Consider the following 23,680-nt stretch of genomic DNA (forward strand, 5'->3'; position numbering starts at 1 on the left):
TCAGATGGAGGCCAGTCGCTGTTCGAGTTGCTGCGTTGCGAGATAGCGATCGGCATAGGCCGCCCGCGCGCGCGTTTCCTCGGCGAGGGCGGCGGGCGAGGGGGAGAGAACGTCACGGGCCATCAGGCGCGGCGTGCGAGGCTCCCAGCAGCCGATTTCGTAGCGCGCAGTTCTGTAGCCGAGGTCGTTGGGATCGCCGGCCGCGTGGCGCTCGCTCCAGGCCGCGATCGCTTGCGCCGCGTCGGACAGGCCGTAGACAGCGACCAGCGGGAACTCGCTCGCGACCGGCAGCGACTGCTCCTCGTGCAGGCTGAAGAGCGAAGCGCTCCCGATTCCCGGCAGGGAGGTGGTGTGCGGGGCGTGCTCGCTGGCGAACCACTTCGCGAAATCGTCGGGATCGCCAGCCGGTTCGAGAAGCGCGGTCATCACCGCGCTCGCGCTGCCGCGAAAGCCGGCCTCGCGCTCCCAACCGTGCGAGAGGTGCTCAGGGCGGAAAAAGAAATCCCGAAGGCCTGTGAAACTGGCATCGCCCGTGATCTGCATGAGCTCCGTGCCCGCCCGTTCGGAATGCCCCTGCACCGAGGCGGCGGCGCTTTCCCATTCGTAAATGGTGTGCGCCCAGAATCTCGGCGTCACCCGTTGTCCTTCGATCGTCGGTTGCAGGGCATGGACCGCGAAACGCTGTGTCGCGATCGCACCGTCGAGGCGCATGGCGTCGCGAATGTGCACGTTCGTGTACCAGTCGTCGTAGGCCGAAAGACGCCCTTCCAACGGGTTCTGGTACACGACGAGGATGCTTTCCAGACCGGCGTCGCGCATCGGTTCTCCCAGTGTTCTTATGCTTCTGGACGAGATAGTATGTCATGTTACTATACTAGTCCAGACGGCTCGGGCGACATCGGGATCGATCATCGAGAGGCCGCAAGTGAACGGGAAGGGACGACACATGCCAGAGGCTTTCGATTATATCATCGTGGGTGCGGGGTCCGCAGGCTGCGTGCTGGCGAACCGCCTTTCCGCCGATCCGTCCACCCGCGTCCTCCTTCTCGAGGCCGGGGGCGAGAATCGCGACTTCCTGGTCGACATGCCCAAGGGCATCGGCAAGCTGGTAATGAGCCCGAAGCACTGCTGGAACTACGCCGTGGGTGGCGGCAAGTCCAAGGCCGAGACCTGGCAGCGAGGCAAGGGGCTGGGTGGATCCTCGGCGATTAACGGCATGATCTACGTTCGCGGCCAGCCGCAGGACTACGAGAACTGGCAAGCCGAAGCCGGCGACGAGTGGGGATGGGACGCCATGAAGCAGGCTTTCCGCTCCATCGAGGACCACGAACTCGGCGACGACGGCATTCGCGGCGAGGGCGGGCCGGTTCACATCTGCACGAACAAGTTTCGCTACCCTCTCTCCGAAGCCCTGATCGAGGCCGGGACCCAGATGGGCCTTCCCCGCCACTACGAGGACCTCAACCGCGAGGATCAGGAGGGGATCGGCTACTACTGCTACAACATCAAGGGCGGCAAGCGGCAGAGCTCCGCGGTCGCGTTTCTCGATCCGGTCCGTTCGCGCCCCAATCTAGAGGTGATGACCGGGGTCGAGGTGCGCCGCGTGCTGTTCGAGGACAGGCGGGCGGTTGCCGTGGACTGCACCGTGAACGGCGAGGCGAAGCGGATAAACTGCCGGGGCGAGATCATCCTGAGCGCGGGGACACTGATTTCGCCCAAGCTGCTCCAGCTTTCGGGCATCGGCCCGGCCGACCTTCTGAAGCGCAACGGCATCGACGTGATCCATGACAGTCCGGACGTCGGCAGGCGCATCCTCGAGCATCTCGGCATCATGATGACCTACCGGCTGCGCGACGAACGCGGGGTCAATCACCGGTTGCGCGGTGTCGGGCTTGCCCGGAGCCTGGCGCAGTACATGCTATTCCGCTCCGGGCCGCTGTCGAACGGCGCGATGGAGGTTGGCGCGTTCGTGAAATCGAGCCCGGAAAGGCCGCGCCCGAACCTGCAACTTTACGGGAGCGGGTGGACACTGCACATCGCGGAAGTCAACGACTCGATTGCGCCCATGCAGGAAGTCGAGCGCGATCCGGGCATGTCGATTACCGCGCAGCTTGTCGGCCTCGAAAGCGAAGCGCATCTCGAGATCACCTCATCCGATGCGGATGCGCCCCTGGCGATAAGCCCGAACTGGCTGGCGACCGAGGACGACAGGAAGACCGCTGTCGAGACTGTTCGCTACATCCGCGAACTGATGGGGCAGCCGGCGATCCGGAAATACATCGAGCGCGAGATTTCTTTCGGGCCCGATGTCCAGACCGACGAGGAAATCCTCGACGCATTCGGCAAGCATGCGCTGTGCGGCACGCACGCGGTACGCAGCTGCAGAATGGGCCGCGACGAGGCTTCGGTGGTCGACCAGCGCCTGCGCGTTCGCGGGGTGAGCGGGTTGCGCGTGGTCGACTGTTCGGTGATGCCGGGGCTGATTTCGGGCAATACCAACGGGCCGGCGATGGCGACCGGCTGGCGCGCGTCTGACCTAATTATCGAGGATGCCCGGCAGCGGAACATTCCCGCCGCAGCGTGAGCCGAAGGAGGTGCACCGCCGCCTCCGGGCGGTGCCTCCCCCTCGTGCCCGGCTACTTCTTGAGGGTGTTGGAATCGAAGCCCTTGCCCGATTCGCGGTCGGCGAGGGCACCGGCGCCTTCGTAGCTTTCGCCAGCTCCCGGCAGTTCCTCGAGGAAGGGGAAGCGATTGATCTGGTTTCCGCCGGCTATGTCGAGCATGCTGCCGGTGATGTAGTCGTTGCCTGCCAGCCAGAGCACGGTGTCGGCCATGTCTTCGGGCGTGCCGAGCCGGCCGGCCGGGATCTCGTGGATGAAACGCTCGCTGATACCCGGCGAGTCGTAGTGGCTCTTGGCCATTTCGGAATAGACGGTGGCGATGCGGATACCGTTCACGCGGACCTTCTGGTCGGCGAATTCGAGCGCGGCATACTTGATCATGCACTCCGTGCCCGCTTTGGCTGCGGCATAGGAGAAGTGCGGCGCGATCGGATGCGTGGCGCTCATCGAGGAGATGAGGACGATCGATCCGCCGTCGGGCATGTTGCGGGTCATGTGCTTCAGGAAATAGGCCATGCCGAACAGGTTCGAAGATGCGGCCTGCTGCATGAGCTCGGGAGTGATGTCGCGGATCATCGACAGGGTGGGAGTCGCGGCCGAGTTCACCGCGATGTCGATCTTGCCGTATTTCTCGGCGGCGGCGTCGCTAAGCGAGGCAATGTCCTCGTCCGAACTTCCGTCGCACCTGACCGCCAGACCGCCGATCTTGTCGGCCAGCTTCTGCAGCGGGCCCATGCTCCGCGCCGCGACCACGACATTCGCACCTGCCGCCGCCAGCGCCTCGGCAATGCCCCATCCGGTGCCGCCCTCAGCCGACGCGCCCAGTACCACAGCCGTCTTTCCGCTCAGATCACGCATGCGATTCTCCTCTCATTCTTTTGAATTTGGACTGGTGTCCCGAATACGTTTCACGTCGGGGCCGTATTGCCCGCGCATGATCGATTGGCCGCCGTCGACGACGAGGACCTGTCCCGTCACGTGGCGGGACTTGGCCGATGCCAGGAAGCAGATGCTCCCGGCGATGTCCTCGGGCTGTGCGATCCGCCCCAGGGGCGTAGACCGGGCCGTCAGTTCGGCGAAGCCCGGACGATCTGCGAGTTCGCGGATCATGTCGGTGTCCGTCGTTCCGGGGCAGACGGCGTTCACGCGCAGCCCTTCGGGACCCCATTCGACCGCGAGCTGGCGCACCATCTGTTCGACGGCGGCCTTCGAAATGCCGTACGCCCCGCTTCCCACGAAGCCGAAATGTGCGTTCACCGAGGAGACCAGCACGAAGGCCCCGCCAGGACGGCTCAGGTATGCATAAGCATGCCGGGCGAGCCGGAGAGGGCCTGAAACGTTCGTATCGAGGACCTTGGCCCAGCTGTCCTCAGCGACGTCGGCAAGCGGATCGAACACGGGATTGATCGCAACGTTGCCGACAACGATATCGAGCGAGCCGAATCGGTCGATTGTTGCGCCGACCAGCCTTGCGAGGTCCTCGTCGCGCGCGGCATGGGCGGGTATCGCAAGGGCGGACAAGCCTTCCTCGTTGAGCTTGTCCGCAACGCCTTGGCAGGCATCGGCCTTTCGTGAACTGATCGCAACGTGCGCGCCGCCAGCCGCCAGCATCCGTGCGGTCGCAAGCCCGATTCCCCGGGTCGAGCCGGTCACGATTGCGACTTTGCCGCGGAAATCCAAGCATTCCTCCCTGGTGCCGGCGGCCCTTCGAAAGCCGCCCGTCCCGCAAGTCCGTACCCCCGCACCGCGCTGCGCGGACGGGGGCTGGCCTCCGCCCCGAAAATAGTACACAAGCATATTGCTTGCGATTGGCCGGCTAGTAAAGGTCACAATCGCCTCGGGCGGGGAGAAGGCAAATTCTGGAGCAGTGGTTCACTGGCAAGACGGTGACGGTCACGGGTGCCGGAGACGGTATCGGTCGGGCCGCCAGCCTGCTTTTCGCGCTACGCGGCGCGAACGTGCTCGTAACCGATGCCGACGCCGATGCCGCCGAGGCGACATCCGAAACGATCAGGGAAAAGGGCGGAAAATCCCTGTCCATGTGCGTCGATGTCACGCAGGATGCAGAAATCGCCGCCATGATCGAACGCGCGGCAAGCCATTTCGGTTCGCTTGAATGCGCTTTCAACAATGCGGGGATTACCGCCGCCGACGATGGCGAATGGAGCGAGGAATCGAGCCGGAGGCTGCTCGACGTCAACCTTCACGGCGTGATGCGCTGTATCCGTCACCAGGTTCCCGTCATGATCGCGGGGGGCGGCGGCACCATCGTCAACACGGCATCGCTCGCGGGGTTCATCGGTTCTCGCACGGGGCCGCAGCCGGCGTACACGGCCAGCAAGCACGCCGTCATCGGCGCTACGAAGGTGGCGGCATTGCAATACGCGTCGCAAGGCATTCGCGTGAACGCGCTGTGCCCCGGAGTGACGCGGACCCGGATGGTCGAGGAAGTGGCATCGCAGTCGCCCGAAGTGCGCAGCATGCTCGAAAACCTGTCGCCGATGGGGCGCATGGCGGAACCCGGCGAAATGGCCGAGGCCGCGTTGTGGCTGGCCTCGGACAAATCAAGCTACGTCAACGGACATGCCCTCGTCGTCGATGGCGGCGTGCTGGCGGAATGAGAGGATCGAAGTGACCGACAATCAGGACAAGTTCCAGCGCATCAAGGAAATCTACGAGCGCGAGCAGATCGAGCAGCCCAAGGCGCGCGAATACGGCGACATTCCCGTCTCGTACGAAGCGATCACGCCGCAATGGATGACCGCAATCCTGTGCCGCGATACTCCGGGCGCCGAAGTCACCGAGGTTCGGCTGGGCGACGTCGACAGCGGCACATCGAACCGGCGGCGGATCTACGTCGAATACAACGAGGCGGGCAGGAAGGCGGGCCTGCCGCCGTCGGTCTTCTGCAAGGCGACGCACGACCTTGCCAACCGCATCCTGCTGTCCACCGCCGGCACGAAGAGCGAGACGCGGTTCTTCAACGAGATAAGGCCGACGCTCGACATCGACGCGCCGGAGGCTTTTTTCGCCGGCTACGATCCGGAAAGCTGGGCCTCGATCATCGTGCTCAAGGACCTCGCGACAGAGGTCGAGTTCTGTTCGCACAAGACAGTGATGACCGAGCATCTGGCGCACAGCCAGATGGATCTGCTCGGCAAGGTTCACGGAACCTACTACCAGAGCCCGCGGTTCGAAAACGAATTTGCCGACATGATCGTATTCCGCGACCGGTTTCACCTGCTTTGCGAGCGCAACGGGTTTCAGAAATGCTGCGAGGACGGCTTCGCGGCATCGAAGGAGTTCGTGCCCGAGCGGTTGTTCGCGCGCGAGGCCGAGGTTTGGCCTGCTACGATCCGAGCGGTCGACCGCCACAAGGGTCTGCCCGAAACGCTGACGCACAACGATGTACACCTGAAGAACTGGTATATTCGCGGGAACGGCATGGGACTGGGCGACTGGCAGGTGAGTTGCCGGGGTCACTGGTCGCGCGACCTTGCCTACACCATCGGCACCGCACTCACGCCCGAGCAGCGGCGCGAGATGGAGCGCGACCTGATCGTCTACTACCTGGACCGGCTGCATGCCGCCGGCGGGCCGAAGGTCTCGTTCGACGAGGCGTGGGACCACTATCGCGAGCAGATGCTGTCGGCGCTGGCGTGGTGGACGATGACGCTGACGCCGGCGGGCGACATGCCGGACATGCAGCCCTACGATACCACGGTGGAATTCATCCGCCGCCTCGTCATCGCGATAGACGACCTCGATTCGCTCGACGTTCCGGAATGATGCGTTCTGGTCACCCGGTCATGCGGGTGGCCCGAATCGTTGCAGCAGAGCGGCCTTGTCGATCTTGCCCATCGGCGTGAGCGGGAGCGCGTCGGCGAAACGGAAGGTCTTAGGGATCTTGTATCCCGCGAGCTTTCCGCGCAGCCATTCTCGCAGGTCGTCGCCGCCGGGCGGGTTGTCCGCCGCGACGACGACGATCGCGGTGACCGCCTCTCCCCAGTGTGGATCGGGTATGCCGACCACCGCCACTTCGGCGATACCCGGATGCTCGGCCAGCGCGTTTTCGACTTCCGCCGGGTAGACGTTCTCGGCCCCGGTGATGATCATTTCCTTCAGGCGTCCGCGCACGTAGAGGTACCCGTCGGGATCGAGGAAGCCGGCATCGCCCGTGTGCACCCAGCCTGCGGCGTCGAGCGCCTTGGCGGTCTCTTCCGGCCGGTTGAGATAGCCGCTCATGTTCGCGATCGACCGGATCCAGATTTCGCCGGTCTGCCCGGTCGGCAGGGATCGCCCGCGCTCGTCCACGATCTTCAGTTCGGTGGCGGGGAGGGGCCGACCGGCACCGGTCATCCGCTCGTTCCCCCGGACGTCGTGGTCGTCGGGAGGGAGGGCTACGGTGGGCCCGGCGGTCTCGCTCTGCCCGTACGACTGCGCGAAGCGGCACCCGAACGCTGCTATCGCCCGGCGCAGAAGATCGGGCGTGATCGGCGCGGAGCCGTACACGATCGTGTCGAGGCTGGCATAATCGATCTCCGCCGAACGCGGATGGTCGAGCAGCATCTTGATTGCGGTGGGCACGAGCGCAAGCTTGGTGATGCCATCCGCCGGGATGGCGTCCAGCGTTTCCTCGACGCCGAATTGCCGCTGGATCACCGACAGGCCGCCGAAAAGCAGCGTTCGCGCCATCATGCCGTAGGCGCCGATGTGGCCGAGAGGCGCAGAAACCAGCGTGACGTCGTCCTCGCTCCAGCGGTCCCAGTCGAGCGTGGGGCGCAGCACGTTGATGCCGAGAAGCGCACGATGCGAAAGGAGCACACCTTTGGGGTTTCCGGTGGTGCCCGAGGTGTAGACGATCAGCGCCGTGGCTTCGGCATCGTGTGCTTCTAAGTCATCTGCGGGTCCACCCTCGTGCCGGAACAGCGCTTGCGAAGGCAGCGAAGGGACGCCCAGTGCCGCTGCGATTTCGCGGGCGCAATCGCCGAACTCGTCGTCGTGAAGGATCAGCCTCGCCGCACAGTCCGTCGCAATCGCCGACATCTCATCGGAAGCGAGACGCCAGTTGAGCGGCACCGGGATCGCCCCGATCCGGTTACAGGCGAGTGCCATGACCGGCACCGCGTCGCTGTTCCTCCCCGCGTGGATTACCGTCTCGCCCTTTTCGATACCGCGCGCGGCGAGCATTGCGGCGGCCCGGTTCGCAAGGGTGTCGAGTTCGCCGTAGGTCAGCGCCCGGCCCTCGAACAGGGTGGCCGGGGCTCCGGATCGTTCGGCGGCATGTCGCGCCACGACGGAATGCAGCGTCGGCACCTCGATCCCGGCCCAGGGCAGCGTATGCGTCACGTGCCTTCCAGTTCTCTCGATTGCGGCGAGTCATCGAATTGACATTGGTAGTCGCCAAGATAGTGTGTAAGCGAACCATAACGCAAGGCGGCGAATGACCGCCGCACCAATCTGGGAGATCGGCTGAATGTCTGGCAATGTCACACTGGAATGGCCGGAAGACGGCGTGGCGCTCCTGACCGTCGGCGACGGCGGTGTGGCTGCCCATCTCACGACGTGCGCGACCACGTCGCACCTTGCCGACACTCTGGACGAAGCGATCGGGAAGGGGGCACGCGTGGTCGTGCTGGCCTCGTCGGTGGAGGGCCACTGGCTCCACCATTCGCATCTCGAAGACATCGTGAACCTGGTCGAGGGCAGGGAGGCCACGGGCGATCCGGCCGGATGGTTCCGTAGCCTCCAGACGCTGAACCGCGGGCCGGTCGTCACGATTGCCGCGATCGACGGGGATACCTCGGGCGGCGGCTGCGAGCTCGGCTGGGCCTGCGACCTCCGCGTGGCGGAGGATCATGTCCGTTTCAGCCAGCCAGAAGTCATCATCGGCGTCGGCACCGGCATCGGCGGCACCTCGCGCCTGATGCGCCTGATTGGTCGCACGGTGACGGCGGAGGTCGTCCTTACCGGCCAGCCGCTGACGGCGCAAAGAGTCTATGAACTCGGCGGCATCAACCGCGTCGTGCAGAAAGGAAAGGCGGTCGAAACCGCGCTGGAAATGGCGAAGCTCATCGCCTCGCATCCGCCGCAGGCGGTCGCCGGCATGAAGAAGATGCTCGGCGAGGACGAGGACCTCAATCAAAGCGAAGGCATCGACAACGACCAGACGATCAGCCAGTCGCTCTTCGCCAATCCGGACAGCGTCGAGCGCATGCGATCCTACCAGAAGCGCTTTACCGACGGGGAAACGATGGACCAGGCCTACTGGTCCTGACCGGAAGCGGAACGGGCAGGGCCGTCGGCACAGCGACGGCCCTCCGCGTCGTTATTCCTCGGGTATCACCCGGCCGTTGATGGTCCGTTCGAAGCATCCGTAGCCCGGGACCGAGCCGTTCAGCATGAGACGCACCGACTGCTCTGCCAGGACGAGTGTCGGTTCGCCATCGCTTTGGTACACGCCGACGTACTGGTCGTTGGGCGAAGTCAGCGAGCCGTACGAATCGGACATGTACTCGGTCGTTTCGATATCGAGCGTGCCGTTGGCGTAATGGAGCTTGAAGCGCACCGGATCATGGTCGCGCGCAGCATCCTCGCAGCGCCAGGGCAGTTCGAGTTCCGCCTCGTAGAGCTTGTCGCCTTCGTAGACCGCCGCTTCGGAGAAGACGACCCTGTCGCCCGTCCGCACCACCGCATCGAAGACGAGGAAGCTTATCCCGTTCTCGAAGTATCCCTGGTGCCACTGGTGATTTTTCAGTTCCTTGTTGTCGCGCGGGCCGAGCGAGTGATCACGGTTGGCGATCGTGTCGATCTCGAAAACCTCGCCGCCGACCGTGAACGTACCGGTTACCCGGCCGATTTGCTCGATGTGCCCGGCAGGCAGGAAGTCCTGCGATCCGCCCACCTTGTGCAGGTCCCAGACGTCCGCATTCGATTCGAAAGCCAGATCGAATTTCATCGGCGTGCGCGATCCTTCGGGGACGAGTTCGCGCTTCATCTGCTCGGACGGAATGCGCCGCACGCCGCCGTTGTAACGATAGGTCAGTTTGCTGCCAGGCTCGACGATCCTGATCGCGTAATGCGGTCCGCCCGGTCCCTCGGGCGAGGAGTTGGCGTTGCCGATCGCCCGCGACGCCGCGACCGTTCCGTCCGGCAAGCGGACAAGAACGGTCTCCCGGAACATCTCGAGGTCCTTGCGCCAGCGACCGCAATGAAGCCAGAAACCGACGCCGGCCTTCGGGTCCTGACCGGCGAGCAGAAAGTTTTCGCTCCAGTTGGGCGTGTCGGGAAATTCCCCCTGCCACGGATAGTCGTTCACCGGCACGTGCGGCATTGGTTGTCTCCCTTGAATCCTCGTCAGGTTGTGATGTCGACGGCAAGCCGCGTCAGGCGCAGCCTTGCGATCTTCCAGCCGTCTGCCGCGCGAACGTATTCCTCGTGGTAGTGGCCATAACCGCGCAGTTCCCTGAAGGGCGCGCCTTCGGGAGCGCGGATGATGTCGGCCATGGCCCAGACGCCCGATGCGCGACCTTCTTCCCCTATGCTGATTTCCGGCATGAAGCCCTGGTGGATCGAGACTACCGCATCGAGCGCGTTGCGCAGGAACGCCACGGCTTCATCGGCACCCTCGATTGCCGGTTCGTCGTAAGTGTCGTCCTTCTTGCTCGGACCCAGCCCGCCGCGCACGTCGAAATGGATGTCGTCAGCGAAAAGTCCGCGCAGTCCGGCCCAGTCCTTCTCGTCCATCAAGCGGAAGTACCGGGCCTTCAACCGGCGGATTGCCTCGATGTCGTCGTGCATTGCTCGCTTCCCCTCGCGGACGTGCGCCCTCGAAGATATGGGTCGCTTGCGAACTAAATATGACCTTCGGCGAAGCCGAGTCAAGCGCGCGTCGCGCCCTAGCTTTTTGGCATGTATCGGACGCGCCCAAGTTTGTTAGGTTGCACGCGCCGTGAACCGCATTTCCTGGCTGGTTGATCGCAAAAGGGTGAGACGAAAGGCTTGTCCTCAAAAAGATATGCGTGCATACCATTATGCAACCCGCCCGGGAAATGCGCGGAAGACTGAATTGGAGAGGAAACATGCAGCGGCCGAATGTATCCGCGCTGCCAGAATGGTCGCCGGCTAGCCCGCGACCCCTCGTCTTTCCTGAAGATTCCGATCCCCGCGTTAGCGGCAATCAACCTGCCTACATGAAATCAAGGAGCAATTAGATGGATCTCGGACTGAAGGGCAAGAAGGTCATCATCGGCGGCGCGACCCGGGGGCTGAGCCGCGAGTCGGTTAAGGTCTTCGCACAGGAAGGCGCCGACATCGGCATGTTCTCGCGCAGCGGCGACGGGCTGAAGGAACTCTCCTCCGAGCTGGGCTCGCACGGCGGCAAGTACGTCACGCGCGAATTCTCGCTCGAGGATCGCGACGACTACAAGTCGATGCTGTCCGGCCTCGCCGACGAACTCGGCGGCTGCGACGTCTTCGTCCACTCGATCAGCTCGTCGGGCGCGCAGGGTGCGCAGGACTGGGAGGAAAGCTTTCGCATCGACATACTCGGCGCTGTCGACGCGGTCGAGGCTCTCGAACCCTACCTCGAAAAGTCGAGCGACGGATCGATCATCATGATGTCGAGCACCGCGGCGGTCGAGACTTTCATCGTCCCGCAGGCATTCAACGCCATCAAGGCGGGCCTCCTCACCTATGCCTCGCAGCTTTCGCAGGCGCTTGCCCCCAAGGGCATCCGCGTCAACAGCGTCTCGCCCGGCCCGATCACCTACCCGGGCGGCAATTGGGACGGCATCAAGGCCGCGATGCCCGAGCTGTACGACAACATCGAGGGGCAGATTCCGCTCGGCCGCATGGGCAATCCGGACGACGTCGCACCCGCGCTCGTCTTCCTCGCCAGCCCGGCAGCGAAGTACATCACCGGCGCGAACCTGATCATCGACGGCGGGTTCACCAAGCGCATCCAGTTCTAAGCAGGGTTGGTTCGCCGGCGGCGCGGGGCGATCGCCTCCGTCGCCGGACGTTCCGCAAGCCCGGAACGAAACATGGGCCGGAATAAAGGCCGGGAGTAGAGGATGGCGACCAAGTCGAAACCCCGTTACGCGGCGATCCGGTTCAACGACCGGCCGATCAAGAACGTGCTGGCCGATCCGGAGAGCTTCGTTCTCGAACCCGGCGAAAACACCGCCGACTACGAGGAAAAGCCCGACCGGCGCCTCGACGAACTCTACCCCGATATCGCCGACTATCGCGTCGTTTCGACCGACCGGTTCATCGGCGAGGCCGACAAGGCGATCGAGGAGCAGCGGCTGTGGAGCCGGACCTGGCTGCTCGCCGGCTTTTCGAGCGACCTCAAGGAAAAGGGCGACTGGTTCAAGTTCGACATCGGGCCGCAGTCGCTCATCGTCGTGCGCTCGTCGCCGGGCGATGTTTCGGCGTTCTACAACGTGTGCAAGCATCGCGGCAACGAGCTGGTCCAGGACGATTTCGGCTCTGGCTTCGACTGCTTTACCTGCATCGTTCATTCCTGGCGCTACAGCCTGAAGGGCAAGAACGTGCGCGTCACCGATCGCGAGAGCTTCTCGCGCGAGGCGCTGGGCGAGAATCTCGACCTCACACCGGTCAGCGTGCGCGAATGGAACGGCATGGTCTTCGTGAACCTTTCCGAGGACCCGATGCCGTTCGAGGAATACTACGGCGATCTCCTTCCGATGCTCGCGTCCTACCGGATCGACGAGATGTTCGTGATCAAAGAACTCACCGTCGAGATCCCGGCGAACTGGAAGACGATGTACTCGGTCTTCAACGAGACCTACCATGCGCATGCCACGCATCCACAGGCGAAGCTGATGTTCGACGATCACTTCGTCCAGTACGATTTCTATCCGAACGGGCACAACCGCAACCTCTTCGCGCTCGGCGTCGTGAGCGAGCGCTGGCCCGACCAGCGCTTCATCAATGCCGCGCTGGCGTTCATGATGGACGAGGTCGGGCTGAAGGCTTCGCGCTTCAAGGGCGATGCCACGCAGGTCCGCCGCGCGATGCAGAAAGCCAAGCGCGAGAACGAGCCGTTCGGCATGTCCTACGAGGGCTTCACCGACAACCAGCTGACCGACGACTGGAATCCGTCGCTGTTCCCCAATGTCACGCTCAACATGCACCCCGAGGGCATCCTCGTGATGCGTTTCCGCCCGCATCCGACCGATCCCGAGAAGGGTTTCTGGGACAACATCGTGCTGGCGCGCAAGCTTGCCGATGGACGACGTCCGCCTGCCTACATGGGTGCCGATCCCGATGCCGACGTGACCGGCGAGACACGTCCGGCGCGCGAGCATGCAGACGTTGCGGATCCGCCCAGCAGCGAGCTCCTTATCCAGGACCTCGACAACATGGTCACCTTCCACAGGGGCCTTAAAAGCAAGGGCCTCAAGGGCAAGATCGTCTTCTCGGAACAGGAACGCCGCATCCAGCAGTTCCTCGCCGAGCTCGATCTTTACCTCAACAACGAAAAATAGGCCGGGAACGCAGCCCCGGAGCGAGAGAGCGCATATGGCAGAAGCAGACCCGACCACCCCGGAAGGCTACCAGTTCTTCGATCCGCAGAACCTGGCCTGCCCCCATGCCGGCTGGAAAATGCTGCGCGAGAAGGCACCGGTCTATCGCATTCCGGTGCCCGCGAAGGTGCCGGTCTACGTAGCCGCCGGGCGCGACGAGATCGAGTTCATCACGCGGAACAACGACCATTTCAGCACGCGGCCCGATGCGAGCGTCTGGCGCTGGGGGGACGGCTTTCCCGACGAAATCGCCGAGGCCTTTGCGGCGGCCGGCATGAATGTCGTCATGACGCTCCAGTCGACCGATCCGCCGGATTCGCTGCACTACCGAAACGTTCTCTCCGAGGTGATCGGCCCGGGAAGTGTGAAGAACTGGCGCCCTCGCATCGAAGAGATCATCGAAGGCCTCATCGCCGACATTCCCGACGGTGAGCCCTTCAATTTCGTCGAGGCATTCTCGGTCCCGCTGCCGCTCAAGGTGATCTGCCTTATCCTCGGCATACCGTATTCCGACTCGGCGTTCTTTCGCTATTATTCGGACGAGTTCACCCATCTGGTCGACCCGACTCACCCGATGGATCGAGCGCTCAAGGCCACCGACACCATCGTAAAGGGATACGCCTACCTCCGCGAGCGCATGCTCGAGTATCGCGAGAACCCGGCCGACAACCTGCTGAGCGCCTATGCGAATGCAGAGTTCGACGGCCGCTTGGCGACGATGGACGAGGCGTTGTCGATGGCGCACGTCACAATCATTGCGGGTAACGAAACGACCCGCAACGCGCTGTCCTCGGCGCTGTTCACCCTGGCGAAGGACCCGGACCTCTGGGCACGGCTCAAGGCCGACCGCAGCCTGGTGAAGGATTTCTACACCGAAGTCCTGCGCCGCGACGCACCGGCGACCACGACGCCGCGCACGGTCCTTAAGGATGTCGAACTCGGCGGCGTACAGCTCAGGAAGGGCGATGTCGTGTTCGTGCTATGGGGATCGGGAAGCCATGCCGAACAGCATTTCGACGATCCGCTGGCCTTCGACATCGACCGCTCCAACAAGTCCGCTCACACCACGTTCGGCATGGGCGTGCATCACTGTGCCGGCAGCGCCCTTGCGCGCGAGGAACTGGGTCAGGCCTTCAACGCCATCCTCGACAACTTCGACCGGATCGAGCTGGCGAGGCCCGCCGAAGATATTTCGTACGATCCCGTTTTCGGCTTCCGCGCGATCAGCGAGCTTCCCGTGATCTTTCACCGCTCGTCCCGGGCCTGAGCAGCGATGGAGCATGAAACCGACGTTCTCGTGATCGGCTACGGGATCGCCGGCGCCTGTGCCGCGCTGGCGGCGCGGGCCGGGGGCGCGCGGGTCACCATCGCCGAGCGGGCAGGCGGCGGTGGCGGCACCAGCGCCATGTCCTCCGGCATATTCTACATGGGCGGCGGCACGGCGCTGCAGCGCGACCTCGGCGTCGACGACGATCCCGAGCAGATGTTCCGCTTCATGGCAGCGTCGTGCGGAGTGAGCGATCCGACGATATTGCGCGTGTTCTGCGAGGGATGCCCCGAGCATTTCGACTGGCTGGAGGCACAAGGCATCCGCTTCCAGCGCAGCCTCTATCCCGACAAGCACCTGTGCCCGCCGACGCCGGAAGGGCTGCTGTCCACCGGCAACGAGAAAGTCTGGCCTTTCCGCGAGATTGCGCGGCCGGCGATGCGCGGACACCGCGTCGATCGCGAAGGCGACAATGCCGGACTCCCCGCGATGGAAGCGCTGATCGAGAGGTGCACCGAGGCCGGAGTCGACGTGCTGCCCGATACGCGCGCCACCGAACTGCTGAGCGATGAAGGCGGGCGCATCGTAGGCGCGCGCCTGCGCTCCGGAGGCGAGGAGTTCGAAGTACGGGCAAGGGGCGGGGTGATCCTGGCGACCGGCGGCTACCAGATGAATGCCGCGATGATGGAGAAATCGGCATCGTTCCTGGTCGAGGCCGCCGAACCCATTGGTACGCCGTACAGCGACGGTTCGGGGATCGAGCTTGGCACATCGGTCGGTGCGGCGCTCGAAGCACTCGATGCGGTGCACGCGACGGCCTCGTTCTATCCGCCGCCAAAGCTAATCCGCGGGATCGTCGTCAACGCGCTCGGCCAGCGTTTCGTGGCCGAGGACGGCTATCACGGGCGAACCGCAGCACACATTTTCGAGCAACCGGGGCGCAAGGCCTACCTGCTGCTCGACAGCGAGTGCTTCGGCTATCCCGAACTGGCGGAGTTCTTCAACTATTCGCTCATCGATGCGTGGGAGTCGCTGGCCGAGGCCGAAAGCGGACTAGGGATGCCGGCAGGCTCGCTCGAGGATACCGTTCGGCAATACAACGAGGATGCGCGGGACGGCTGCGACCGCTTGCTCGGCAAGTACGCCGACTGGCTCGCTCCGCTAGACAATCCACCTTACGCCGCCTTCGACCTCTCGGTCGGCGCCGCGAAGTATCATTACCACACGCTGGGCGGCCTCAAGGTCGATGCCGAAGCACGGGTTCTGGGAACCGACGGCAAGGTCATACCGGGACTTTATGCCGCAGGCAGCTGCGCGGTCTCGATCATCGCCAGCGCCAAGGGTTATGGCAGCGGGATGACGTTGTCGTCGGGGTCATTCTTCGGACGAGTGGCGGGACGTAACGCTTCTGGCGTGGCTGCCCGCTCACCGTCCGGAAAGCAGCACGCTATCAGCTGATCTCGGCGAGGACCGTGCCGACGGGGTAGGTTTCGCCGGTCTCCTTGATGATCTTGAGCGTGCCCGAGCAGGGCGCTTCGACTTCCTGGGTCGACTTGTCGCTTTCGAGGGCGAACAGCGGCTCGCCTTCCTTGACTTCCCCGCCGTCGGCGACGAGCCATTCAGCCAAGACGCCCTCGTTCATCGAAAATCCCAGTTTCGGTAGTACAACCTCGGTAGCCATCTGTCAGTCCTTCCCCGGCAAGGCGTTTCGCCAATCCGATACGCAAGCTTACTTCCTTCGTCAATGGCGACATCCGGTCGTGTGATGACGGACCGCGAAAGAAGGTGCGCCAGCGAACGTTTTTCCTTGATTCTGCAATCCTGCCTGATTAGCCAGCTTTTCTGGATCGTGCTTCGGGGCCCTGTTGCTGGGCGAAGCGAGAAATCGTGACATGGGAGATTGCAATGTCGTTGCTTGAAGGTCGTACCGTCATCGTTACCGGGGCAGGCCGTGGTCTCGGCCGCGCACATGCGCTGATGCTTGCCAAGCACGGCGCCAACGTGATCGTGAACGACCTTGGTTCTTCGGCCGCCGGCGAAGGGGCCGACCAGACTCCTGCGCAGGAAGTCGTTTCCGAAATCGAGAGGATCGGCGGCAAGGCTGCGATCAACACCGCCGACGTCTCGGACTGGAATGCCGCCAAGGAGATGATCGACCAGGCCGTCGACACCTTCGGCAGCCTTGACGGGCTGGTGAACAACGCCGGCATCATCCGCGACCGCATGCTCATCAACATGAGTGAGGAGGACTGGGACAACGTCACCAAGGTCCACCTCAAGGGCACTTTCGCACCGCTTCACCATGCGGCGAACTACTGGCGGGCCAAGAGCAAGGCAGGCGAGAAATTCGACGCGACCGTGGTCAACACCACCTCGCACAGCGCCATGTTCGCCAACATCGGCCAGACCAACTACGCGGCGGCCAAGGCCGGTATCGCCACGATGACGATCGTCGCGGCACGCGAACTGGGTCGCTACGGCGTGCGCCTCAACGCCATCGCACCGCGTGCCCAGACCCGCATGACCGAGGGCCTGCGCGAGTTGACCGAGGAACAGGAGCGCCTGCGCGCGCCCGACTGGATCGCGACGCTGGTCGCCTACCTGTCGAGCACGCAGTCGGCCCCGATCAGCGGCCGGGTGTTCGAAGCCTGGGGCTGGGGATACTCGGTGCTCGAAAGCTGGCAGCACGGCCCACGCACCGATGCCTCGATGGACCCGACAGAAATCGATGCAGAGATGAAGAAGATCGTCCGCTTCGCGCGTCCCAACGCCGGCATTGACAGGGACACCTGGCACGACGTCTGATCCGCCGGGAAGAGCGCATGGTTATCCCTGCCGACTTTTCCGCCGAGTGGTTCGCCGAATACATGGGCAATGCGCTCGGCGAGCCGGTTTCGGTTTCGCAATTCGAGCGATTTACGCGCGGCACCTCGCGACAGACGTGGTTCGCTCGCTACGAGACAGACGACGGTGCCGAGCAACGCGTGACGTTGCGCGCGGATCACCCGGCAGGGGCTGGCGATCCGACGCCGCTAGACCGTGAATATGCCTGCTATGCCGCGCTCGGGAAAACCGACGTGCCGCATGCCCGCGCGCTTATCTGGGAGGATGATCCGGCAAAAACGCCGCGCCCGTTCTACCTGCGGGAAACCGTAGAGGGCTCGTGGCAGGTCGCCGGCTTCACGGGTTCGGATGAGGACGGGGCGCGGGCCCGGCTATCTGCCTCGCAGGAACACATGCGCGCCCTTGCCGTCGTCCACGATGCCGACTGGCGCGCGGCAGGCTTCGGCGAATTCTTCGGCGCGCCCGAAGATGAATCGCGCGCTGCCCTGTTCTATCTCGACCTGCTGATGAAGCGGTTCGAGCGCTTCCGGGGCGAGCCGCAGCCACTCATGCTCGAGGCGCTGGCGGTGCTGCGCGAAAAGGCGCCGGTCGCGGGGCGGGTCAGCCTTTGCAAGGGCACGAACGGCCTCGGCGAAGAGGTTTTCCGCGACGGTCGCATCGTCGCAATGAGCGACTGGGAAGAAGCGATCGTCGGCGATCCGGCCAGCGATCTTGCGATGGTGCAGGGTTTCGTCGAGCCCATCGATATCGGCGGCGAGCGCGTCTGGGATCACGAGAAGGCCGTGGCCTATTACAACGAGTGCGCGCGTGTCCCGGTGTCGATGGACAATGTGCGCTATTACCAGCTCGCCCGGCTGTTCGGGCGGATGGTCATGTTCGCCTATACCACCACCGTCGTGCGCGCCAGCCGCGATGCCACGGTGCGGCAGAGCTGGACGACCACCGAACCGCAGCACACGGTGCGCCGCGTCATGGCGCACGCCATCGGTATCGGCCCGCCCGCAGACCCGGCGCTGTTCGAAGAGATGAACGAATCGATCGAGATGTTCGACAAGGATCGGGAGAAGAGCGGATGATCCATCCCACCTGCCTCGAAGTTCTTGCCACGGTGCAGACGACCTTCAGCCGCGACATTGTCCCGAAGCTCGACGACATCGAGGCGCGGAGCGCGGCAGCGACGATCGAGCATCTGCTCCGCCATGTCGCGCTACGGATCGAACACGAAGGCGAATTCCTCACGACCGACATTGCCCGGCTGTCAGCACTGCTTTCCCGCACCGCTGACTGGATGGAATCGCGAGGCGCAGGCAATCCCGGTTCCGTCCGCGACCTGCTTGCCGGGGAAGAACGGGCGGTCGGGTCCTATCGCAGTCTCGAGGCGCTGGGCTCGGCGGCGCTCGCGCTGCGGGGCGCACTCGTCGAGGTGCAGGAGCTCCTCCATGCTCGCGACGAAGGCGACAGCGAAGCGGCGGACATCCACGAGGCCGTGCGCGAATACATCGGATTGCAGCTTACCGACGAAGCGAAGCTGATCGAGCCGGCATTCTCGGGCCAGGGCCCGCGACGCTAGATCAAAACCATCACAGTTGGGAAAGGACCGAGCATGGCAACCTATATCGTAGTCGCAGGCGCGGGCGGCGTCGGGTCGAGCACCGTTGCGGCTCTTCGTGCCGGAGGGCACCGCGTGATCGCGACAGTGCTGAACGAGGCCGAAGATACTGCCGTTCGCAAGGCGGACGACAGCGTGGAGACCCTCCGCATCGACTTGTCCGATCCGCAGGCGGTCCGGACCGTCCTCGCCAGGCAGATCGATCAGCTGGATACGCTCGACGGTGTAGCCGTATGTGGAGCCATTGCGCCGCTGGGGCCACTCGAGTCGGCGGATCTCGAGACTGCGCGACGCGTGTTCGACGTGAACGTGCTTTCCGACCTCGCGATCTACCAGGCGGCGCTGCCCGCCTTGCGCAAGAGCAAGGGACGGCTCGTCATGGTATCCTCGATGTCGGGCAAGGCATCGATGGCGTTCGTTGGCGTCTACAGCTCGTCCAAGTTCGCGCTTGAAGGGCTGGGCGATGCGATGCGACGTGAGGCCACGCCGCAAGGCGTGTCGATTTCGCTCGTCCTGCCGGGGGGCGTGAAGACGCCCATGGTCGACGCGCAGCTGCGCGACAACGCCGCCGCCATCGAGTCGCTGAGTGCGGAGGAGGACGCTCGCTACGGTTCGCTCTACAGGGGCTTTCAGGCCGCAGCCAAGGCAAGTCACGAAGGAACCGCCTCGCCGCCCGAAGCCGTTGCCGAAGCCATCGTGGAAGCGCTTACGAGCGAAGACCCGCAGCCGCGCTACCTCGTCGGCGACGATGCCGGGCAGCTTGTCGGAGCGGCGGGCAGCTTGTCCGATCGCGACATGGACGCGATGTTCGCTCAGATGTTCGCAGGCTGACCGGAGCCGTCAGCGGTTCTTCCAGACGGGCTTTCGCTTCTCCGCGAAGGCGCGCTTCCCCTCCTGCGCATCCTCGCTGCGCATGACTTCGTCGGCGGCCGGCCAGCGGCCGGGATCGAGAGCTTCGGACAGTGGCATCGTGAACGATTCGCGCGACACCTCGCGATTGCAGCGGATCGCGATCGGCGCACATTCGACGATGCGATCGGCCCAGCAGAGGGCCGCCGCCATCAGGTCTTCGGGCGCGGTCACTTCGTTCACGAAGCCCCAGCGCTCGCCTTGCTTTGCCGTCACGTTCATCCCGGTAAGCAGCATCGCCGCCGCACGCTTGTCCCCGATGGCACGCGGCAGCCGCTGCGCACCGCCGCCCACAGGCGACCATCCGACCTTCGCTTCGGGCAATGCGAAAACGGCCTTTTCCGATGCGACGATCAGGTCGCAGGTCAGCGCAAGCTCGAAGCCGCCGCCCATGCAGATGCCGTTGACCGCGGCAATCAGCGGCAGGGGGTAGGAAGCCCTGAGCGTCAGTCCCGCAAATCCCGTCTCGGCGAGTTCCATTACCCCCGTCTCGAGGTTGTCGAGAAGGTCGTAGCCGGCGCAGAAGGCCTTGCCGGTGCCGGTCAGGATGATGCAGCGCAGGTCCCGGTCTCCCGCCAGGTCCTCGAATACCGCATGCAATTCGTGATGGGCCGCAGGGTGAAGCGCGTTCAGCCGTTCGGGGCGAAGGAGCGTGACGGTGGCGACGGCACCATCGCGCTCCACGCTGCAAAAACGGAGTTCACTCGCGGGCACTTTGTCGCTCATTGCCGAAAGCTATCTTTTGTGGCGGCCCTCTCGACAAGGAAGCTGCTCCGCAAGTGTTCCTTTTCCTCCGGCCCGATGCCGGCCATTTCTTGCAGGTATGCGTCGAAGCAGCCCCAGTCGCGGGCGATCCGGTCGAACGAGGCGTCGAGGTAGTGGCGATGCGCCATGAGCAGCACGTGCATCGCACCCGGCGACCGCTTTTCGAGTTCGGCAAGGTGGAGGCGGCCCGAAAAGCGGCGGCAGGCGGCATCGTAACTCTGGTTGGTCATCAGGTAGTCGGAAACGATATCCTCTTCGGCGATGCCCAGCGCCTGGAGTACCGCGGCCACGACAAACCCGGTGCGGTCCTTGCCGGCAGCGCAATGGATCATGACCGGTGCTCCCGGCTTTTCGATCATCTGCCGCAGCGACTCTCTGACGGCGCTCGCGAGGTCGACGGGGAAATCCCCGTAGAGGCCCTTCAATCTGGCTGCCAGTTCCTCGACGTCCGAGATGCCGAGACTGATGTAGCGCCTCAGGTCCGCAGCTGCCGCGCTCTCTGCCCGCGCCCAGACCGTCGCGCTGCTGTCCTCGGGCCAGCAGCTCGGCTCTCGTTCGCGCTCGTCCTGGCTGCGGAGGTCGACGATATGGGATATGCCCAGGCTGCGAACGACCGACAGGTCGTCGTCGGTCAGGTCCTGCAGTCCGGAGGATCGGTAAAGCAGGCCGGGAGCGATCCGCGCACCATCCGGGCTGCGCCAGCCCTCGATCCGACGGAAGTTGTGCGCTCCCGCGAGAGGAAGATGCCGGGGATCGCGCGTCGAATCGGTCATTTTGCTTGCCTCCGCGCCGGAATGGTATGCCGGCGTACATAATCGAAACGTCCTGCAGCACAACTGCTGTCACACGGTATTGCCAAGCCGTCGGGCGATCTTGCGGGAGATAATACGCTATGTTACGGCCTTGATCTCGGGAGCCAGAAAACAATCGGGCCGTGTGCGCTGCCTGGCATCGGCGACGGCACTGCGACCGCAGAACTTGGAGAGGTAAACCTGCCAGTGGACGCATCTGTCGTTTTCAGACCTTTTCGCTCGCCGAAGCTCGATCTGCCCAACCGCCTCGTCATGGCGCCGATGACCCGCGCACTTTCGCCCGGTGGCGTGCCGGGCGCCGATGTCGCCGAATACTACGCGCGGCGCGCTGCCGCCGGCATCGGGCTCATCATCACCGAGGGTACGTGGATCGACCACCCCAGTGCGTCGAACGAGGAAGCCGTTCCCCGCTTCTACGGGGAAGACGCCATCGCGGGCTGGCGCCGGGTCGTAGCCGCCGTACAAGAGGCCGGAGGCAAGATCGCGCCGCAACTCTGGCACGTGGGGCTGACGCAGAAGCACGATCTCGAAAACCTCTACGAAGCAGCGACTGACGTAAGCACGGTCAAACTGACCCCCTCAGGCTACATCGGGGTCGACGAGAAGATTTCCAACGGGTCTACCGAGCGTGAGATCGAGGACGCGATCGAAGCATACGGCAAGGGCGCCCGGCAAGCGATGGCTGCCGGGTTCGACGCTGTCGAGCTTCACGGTGCGCACGGTTACGCGATCGACCAGTTCTTCTGGGACGTTACCAATCGCCGGAGCGATGGATGGGGAGGGCGCACCCTTGCCGAGCGCGCCCGTTTCGGGATCGAGGCGGTTCGCGCCTGCCGGGCCGCGACAGGGCCGGATTTCCCGATCATTTTCCGCTTTTCGCAGTGGAAACAACAGGATTACGCAGCCAGGCTGGCTTCGACTCCGCAGGAGCTCGCCTCGCTGCTCGAACCCCTGGCAGATGCGGGCGTGGACATTTTCCACGCGTCGCAGCGGCGGTTCTGGGAGCCCGGATTCGACGGGTCGGACATCAATCTTGCCGGATGGGCGCAGAAGCTGACCGGGAAGCCCGCCATCGCGGTGGGTTCGGTCGGGCTGTCGAGCGAGATGCTCGAATCGCTCCTCGAGGGGAAGGGCGGCGACGTGACCGACGTCGACGAGCTTCTGCGCCGCATGGAACGCGACGAATTCGACCTGATAGCCATCGGTCGTGCGCTTCTGGCTGACCCCCAATGGCCCCTGAAACTGCGCGAAGGGCGGCTGGCGGAAGCCGCTCCCTATACGAAGGAAGTCCTCCTCGCGCTCAACTGACCCAGACAACGACGAACGGAAAAGAACGAGAAAGATGGCCCGTAACAAGACGATTATCAGCTGCGCGATCACCGGATCGATCCATACGCCCTCGATGTCGCCGCACCTGCCGGTGACTCCGCAGGAAATTGCCGAGAGCGCACTCGGAGCCGCGGAGGCCGGCGCAGCCATCGTCCACCTCCACGCCCGCGATCCGGAAACGGGCAAGCCGGTCCATACGCCCGAGGACTTCGATCCCTTCCTCAAGGTCATCAAGCAGGGGTCGAATGTCGTCGTGAACATCACGACCGGCGCCTCGCCCTACATGCCCGTGGAATTTCGCGTGAAGCCGGCCGAGACATGGCAGCCGGAAGTCGCATCGCTCAACATGGGCTCTATGAACTTCGGGCTTTTCCCGATGCTGAAGCGGCACACCGAGTTCAAGTTCGAATGGGAGCCGGAGATGCTCGAGGCCAGCCACGACCTCGTTTTCCGGAACTCGTTCAAGGACATCCGCTACGCCCTTGATACGCTGAACAAGACCGGCACCCGCTACGAGTTCGAATGTTACGACACCAGCCACCTCTATAACCTGCATTACTTCTGGACCGAGGGGCTGGTCCAGGCGCCGCTATTCATCCAGACCTGCCACGGCCTGCTGGGCGGCATCGGCGCGCATCAGGAGGACGTGATGCATATGAAGCGGACCGCGGATCGCCTTTTCGGCGAAAACTACCGCTGGTCGGTCCTCGGTGCCGGCGCCAACCAGATGAAGGTCGCGGCGATGGCGGCGAGCATGGGCGGCCACGTTCGCGTCGGGCTCGAGGACAGCCTGTGGATCGGCAAGGGCAAGCTTGCCGAAACCAACGCCGCGCAGGTGCACAAGGTCCGCCAGATCATCGAGGGGCTGGGCGGCGAAATCGCCACTCCCGACGAAGCGCGCGAAATCCTCTCTCTCAAGGGCGGCGACAAGGTGGCGTTCTGAAGGCGGGACGCTTGTCCCCGGAAGGCGA

At 64.1% G+C, this 23,680-nt stretch carries 23 protein-coding genes; 14 read left to right on the top strand and 9 right to left on the bottom strand.

The window, feature by feature from the left end; genetic code table 11:
- Positions 1 to 819 (bottom strand): hypothetical protein, encoded by an 819-nt coding sequence (locus FHS75_RS01655; RefSeq protein WP_179405982.1) that lies wholly within the window; start codon positions 817 to 819, stop codon positions 1 to 3.
- Positions 820 to 946: 127 nt separating this feature from the next.
- Between FHS75_RS01655 and FHS75_RS01660 the strand changes: the two genes are divergently transcribed.
- Positions 947 to 2,584, top strand: a complete 1,638-nt coding sequence (locus FHS75_RS01660; RefSeq protein WP_179405983.1) for a GMC family oxidoreductase — start codon at positions 947 to 949, stop codon at positions 2,582 to 2,584.
- A 52-nt stretch (positions 2,585 to 2,636) separates the two neighbouring features.
- Here the strand turns inward: FHS75_RS01660 and FHS75_RS01665 are convergent, their stop codons facing one another.
- Positions 2,637 to 3,479 carry an SDR family NAD(P)-dependent oxidoreductase gene (locus FHS75_RS01665; protein WP_179405984.1) on the bottom strand — a complete coding sequence of 281 codons (843 nt, stop codon included), beginning with the start codon at positions 3,477 to 3,479 and terminating at the stop codon, positions 2,637 to 2,639.
- Positions 3,480 to 3,491: 12 nt separating this feature from the next.
- Positions 3,492 to 4,301 carry an SDR family NAD(P)-dependent oxidoreductase gene (locus FHS75_RS01670; protein WP_179405985.1) on the bottom strand — a complete coding sequence of 270 codons (810 nt, stop codon included), beginning with the start codon at positions 4,299 to 4,301 and terminating at the stop codon, positions 3,492 to 3,494.
- A gap of 179 nt (positions 4,302 to 4,480) precedes the next feature.
- On the opposite strand from FHS75_RS01670, the gene FHS75_RS01675 reads away from it, so the two are divergent.
- Both FHS75_RS01675 and FHS75_RS01680 read left to right on the top strand, forming a co-directional pair.
- Positions 4,481 to 5,242 carry an SDR family NAD(P)-dependent oxidoreductase gene (locus FHS75_RS01675; protein WP_268234533.1) on the top strand — a complete coding sequence of 254 codons (762 nt, stop codon included), beginning with the start codon at positions 4,481 to 4,483 and terminating at the stop codon, positions 5,240 to 5,242.
- A 10-nt stretch (positions 5,243 to 5,252) separates the two neighbouring features.
- The gene (locus tag FHS75_RS01680) at positions 5,253 to 6,410 is read left to right on the top strand and encodes a phosphotransferase family protein (RefSeq protein WP_179405987.1); all 1,158 of its coding nucleotides are present in this window, start codon (positions 5,253 to 5,255) and stop codon (positions 6,408 to 6,410) included.
- An 18-nt stretch (positions 6,411 to 6,428) separates the two neighbouring features.
- On the opposite strand, the gene FHS75_RS01685 is transcribed toward FHS75_RS01680, so the two are convergent.
- Entirely contained in the window at positions 6,429 to 7,970 is a 1,542-nt protein-coding gene (locus tag FHS75_RS01685) for an AMP-binding protein (protein WP_179405988.1), read from the bottom strand.
- A 127-nt stretch (positions 7,971 to 8,097) separates the two neighbouring features.
- Here FHS75_RS01685 and FHS75_RS01690 point away from each other — a divergent pair, with 127 nt between their 5' ends.
- Complete coding sequence (locus FHS75_RS01690) at positions 8,098 to 8,898, top strand: enoyl-CoA hydratase/isomerase family protein (protein WP_179405989.1); 801 nt, start codon at positions 8,098 to 8,100, stop codon at positions 8,896 to 8,898.
- Between the two features lie 51 nt (positions 8,899 to 8,949).
- On the opposite strand, the gene FHS75_RS01695 is transcribed toward FHS75_RS01690, so the two are convergent.
- Together FHS75_RS01695 and FHS75_RS01700 are read right to left on the bottom strand one after the other, a co-directional pair.
- Positions 8,950 to 9,954, bottom strand: coding sequence for a hypothetical protein (locus FHS75_RS01695; RefSeq protein WP_179405990.1), 1,005 nt, complete (start codon positions 9,952 to 9,954; stop codon positions 8,950 to 8,952).
- A 23-nt stretch (positions 9,955 to 9,977) separates the two neighbouring features.
- On the bottom strand, positions 9,978 to 10,421 hold the full coding sequence (locus tag FHS75_RS01700) for a nuclear transport factor 2 family protein (RefSeq protein WP_179405991.1): 444 nt from the start codon (positions 10,419 to 10,421) through the stop codon (positions 9,978 to 9,980).
- A 413-nt stretch (positions 10,422 to 10,834) separates the two neighbouring features.
- Between FHS75_RS01700 and FHS75_RS01705 the strand changes: the two genes are divergently transcribed.
- The 4 genes from FHS75_RS01705 (at position 10,835) to FHS75_RS01720 (ending at position 15,899) form a co-directional block, all read left to right on the top strand.
- On the top strand, positions 10,835 to 11,593 hold the full coding sequence (locus FHS75_RS01705) for an SDR family NAD(P)-dependent oxidoreductase (RefSeq protein ID WP_179405992.1): 759 nt from the start codon (positions 10,835 to 10,837) through the stop codon (positions 11,591 to 11,593).
- Positions 11,594 to 11,695: 102 nt separating this feature from the next.
- A complete protein-coding gene (locus FHS75_RS01710) occupies positions 11,696 to 13,135 on the top strand; it encodes an aromatic ring-hydroxylating oxygenase subunit alpha (protein WP_179405993.1) in 1,440 nt (479 codons plus the stop codon).
- A gap of 34 nt (positions 13,136 to 13,169) precedes the next feature.
- A complete protein-coding gene (locus tag FHS75_RS01715; RefSeq protein ID WP_179405994.1) occupies positions 13,170 to 14,441 on the top strand; it encodes a cytochrome P450 in 1,272 nt (423 codons plus the stop codon).
- 6 nt (positions 14,442 to 14,447) lie between these two features.
- Complete coding sequence (locus FHS75_RS01720) at positions 14,448 to 15,899, top strand: FAD-dependent oxidoreductase (RefSeq protein ID WP_179405995.1); 1,452 nt, start codon at positions 14,448 to 14,450, stop codon at positions 15,897 to 15,899.
- Here the strand turns inward: FHS75_RS01720 and FHS75_RS01725 are convergent.
- A complete protein-coding gene (locus tag FHS75_RS01725) occupies positions 15,892 to 16,122 on the bottom strand; it encodes a biotin/lipoyl-containing protein (protein ID WP_179405996.1) in 231 nt (76 codons plus the stop codon). The genes FHS75_RS01720 and FHS75_RS01725 overlap by 8 nt on opposite strands.
- A gap of 224 nt (positions 16,123 to 16,346) precedes the next feature.
- On the opposite strand from FHS75_RS01725, the gene FHS75_RS01730 reads away from it, so the two are divergent.
- The 4 genes from FHS75_RS01730 to FHS75_RS01745 are packed head-to-tail and all read left to right on the top strand — an operon-like array spanning position 16,347 to position 19,725.
- On the top strand, positions 16,347 to 17,246 hold the full coding sequence (locus FHS75_RS01730) for an SDR family NAD(P)-dependent oxidoreductase (protein ID WP_179405997.1): 900 nt from the start codon (positions 16,347 to 16,349) through the stop codon (positions 17,244 to 17,246).
- Positions 17,247 to 17,263: 17 nt separating this feature from the next.
- Positions 17,264 to 18,361, top strand: coding sequence for a phosphotransferase family protein (locus tag FHS75_RS01735; protein WP_179405998.1), 1,098 nt, complete (start codon positions 17,264 to 17,266; stop codon positions 18,359 to 18,361).
- The gene (locus tag FHS75_RS01740) at positions 18,358 to 18,855 is read left to right on the top strand and encodes a hypothetical protein (protein WP_179405999.1); all 498 of its coding nucleotides are present in this window, start codon (positions 18,358 to 18,360) and stop codon (positions 18,853 to 18,855) included. The genes FHS75_RS01735 and FHS75_RS01740 overlap by 4 nt, the downstream gene beginning before the upstream one ends.
- A 33-nt stretch (positions 18,856 to 18,888) precedes the next feature.
- Positions 18,889 to 19,725, top strand: a complete 837-nt coding sequence (locus FHS75_RS01745; RefSeq protein ID WP_179406000.1) for an SDR family NAD(P)-dependent oxidoreductase — start codon at positions 18,889 to 18,891, stop codon at positions 19,723 to 19,725.
- Between the two features lie 9 nt (positions 19,726 to 19,734).
- On the opposite strand, the gene FHS75_RS01750 is transcribed toward FHS75_RS01745, so the two are convergent.
- Complete coding sequence (locus FHS75_RS01750) at positions 19,735 to 20,529, bottom strand: enoyl-CoA hydratase-related protein (protein WP_179406001.1); 795 nt, start codon at positions 20,527 to 20,529, stop codon at positions 19,735 to 19,737.
- A complete protein-coding gene (locus tag FHS75_RS01755) occupies positions 20,526 to 21,341 on the bottom strand; it encodes a tyrosine-protein phosphatase (protein WP_179406002.1) in 816 nt (271 codons plus the stop codon). The genes FHS75_RS01750 and FHS75_RS01755 overlap by 4 nt, the downstream gene beginning before the upstream one ends.
- A gap of 225 nt (positions 21,342 to 21,566) precedes the next feature.
- Here FHS75_RS01755 and FHS75_RS01760 point away from each other — a divergent pair, with 225 nt between their 5' ends.
- Together FHS75_RS01760 and kce are read left to right on the top strand one after the other, a co-directional pair.
- Positions 21,567 to 22,688, top strand: coding sequence for an NADH:flavin oxidoreductase (locus FHS75_RS01760; protein WP_179406003.1), 1,122 nt, complete (start codon positions 21,567 to 21,569; stop codon positions 22,686 to 22,688).
- A gap of 34 nt (positions 22,689 to 22,722) precedes the next feature.
- Entirely contained in the window at positions 22,723 to 23,652 is a 930-nt protein-coding gene (gene kce / locus FHS75_RS01765; protein WP_179406004.1) for a 3,5-dioxohexanoate:acetyl-CoA acetone transferase, read from the top strand.
- Positions 23,653 to 23,680 lie beyond the last annotated feature (28 nt).

The organism is Novosphingobium marinum (genome assembly GCF_013408095.1).
GTDB lineage: Bacteria > Pseudomonadota > Alphaproteobacteria > Sphingomonadales > Sphingomonadaceae > Novosphingobium > Novosphingobium marinum.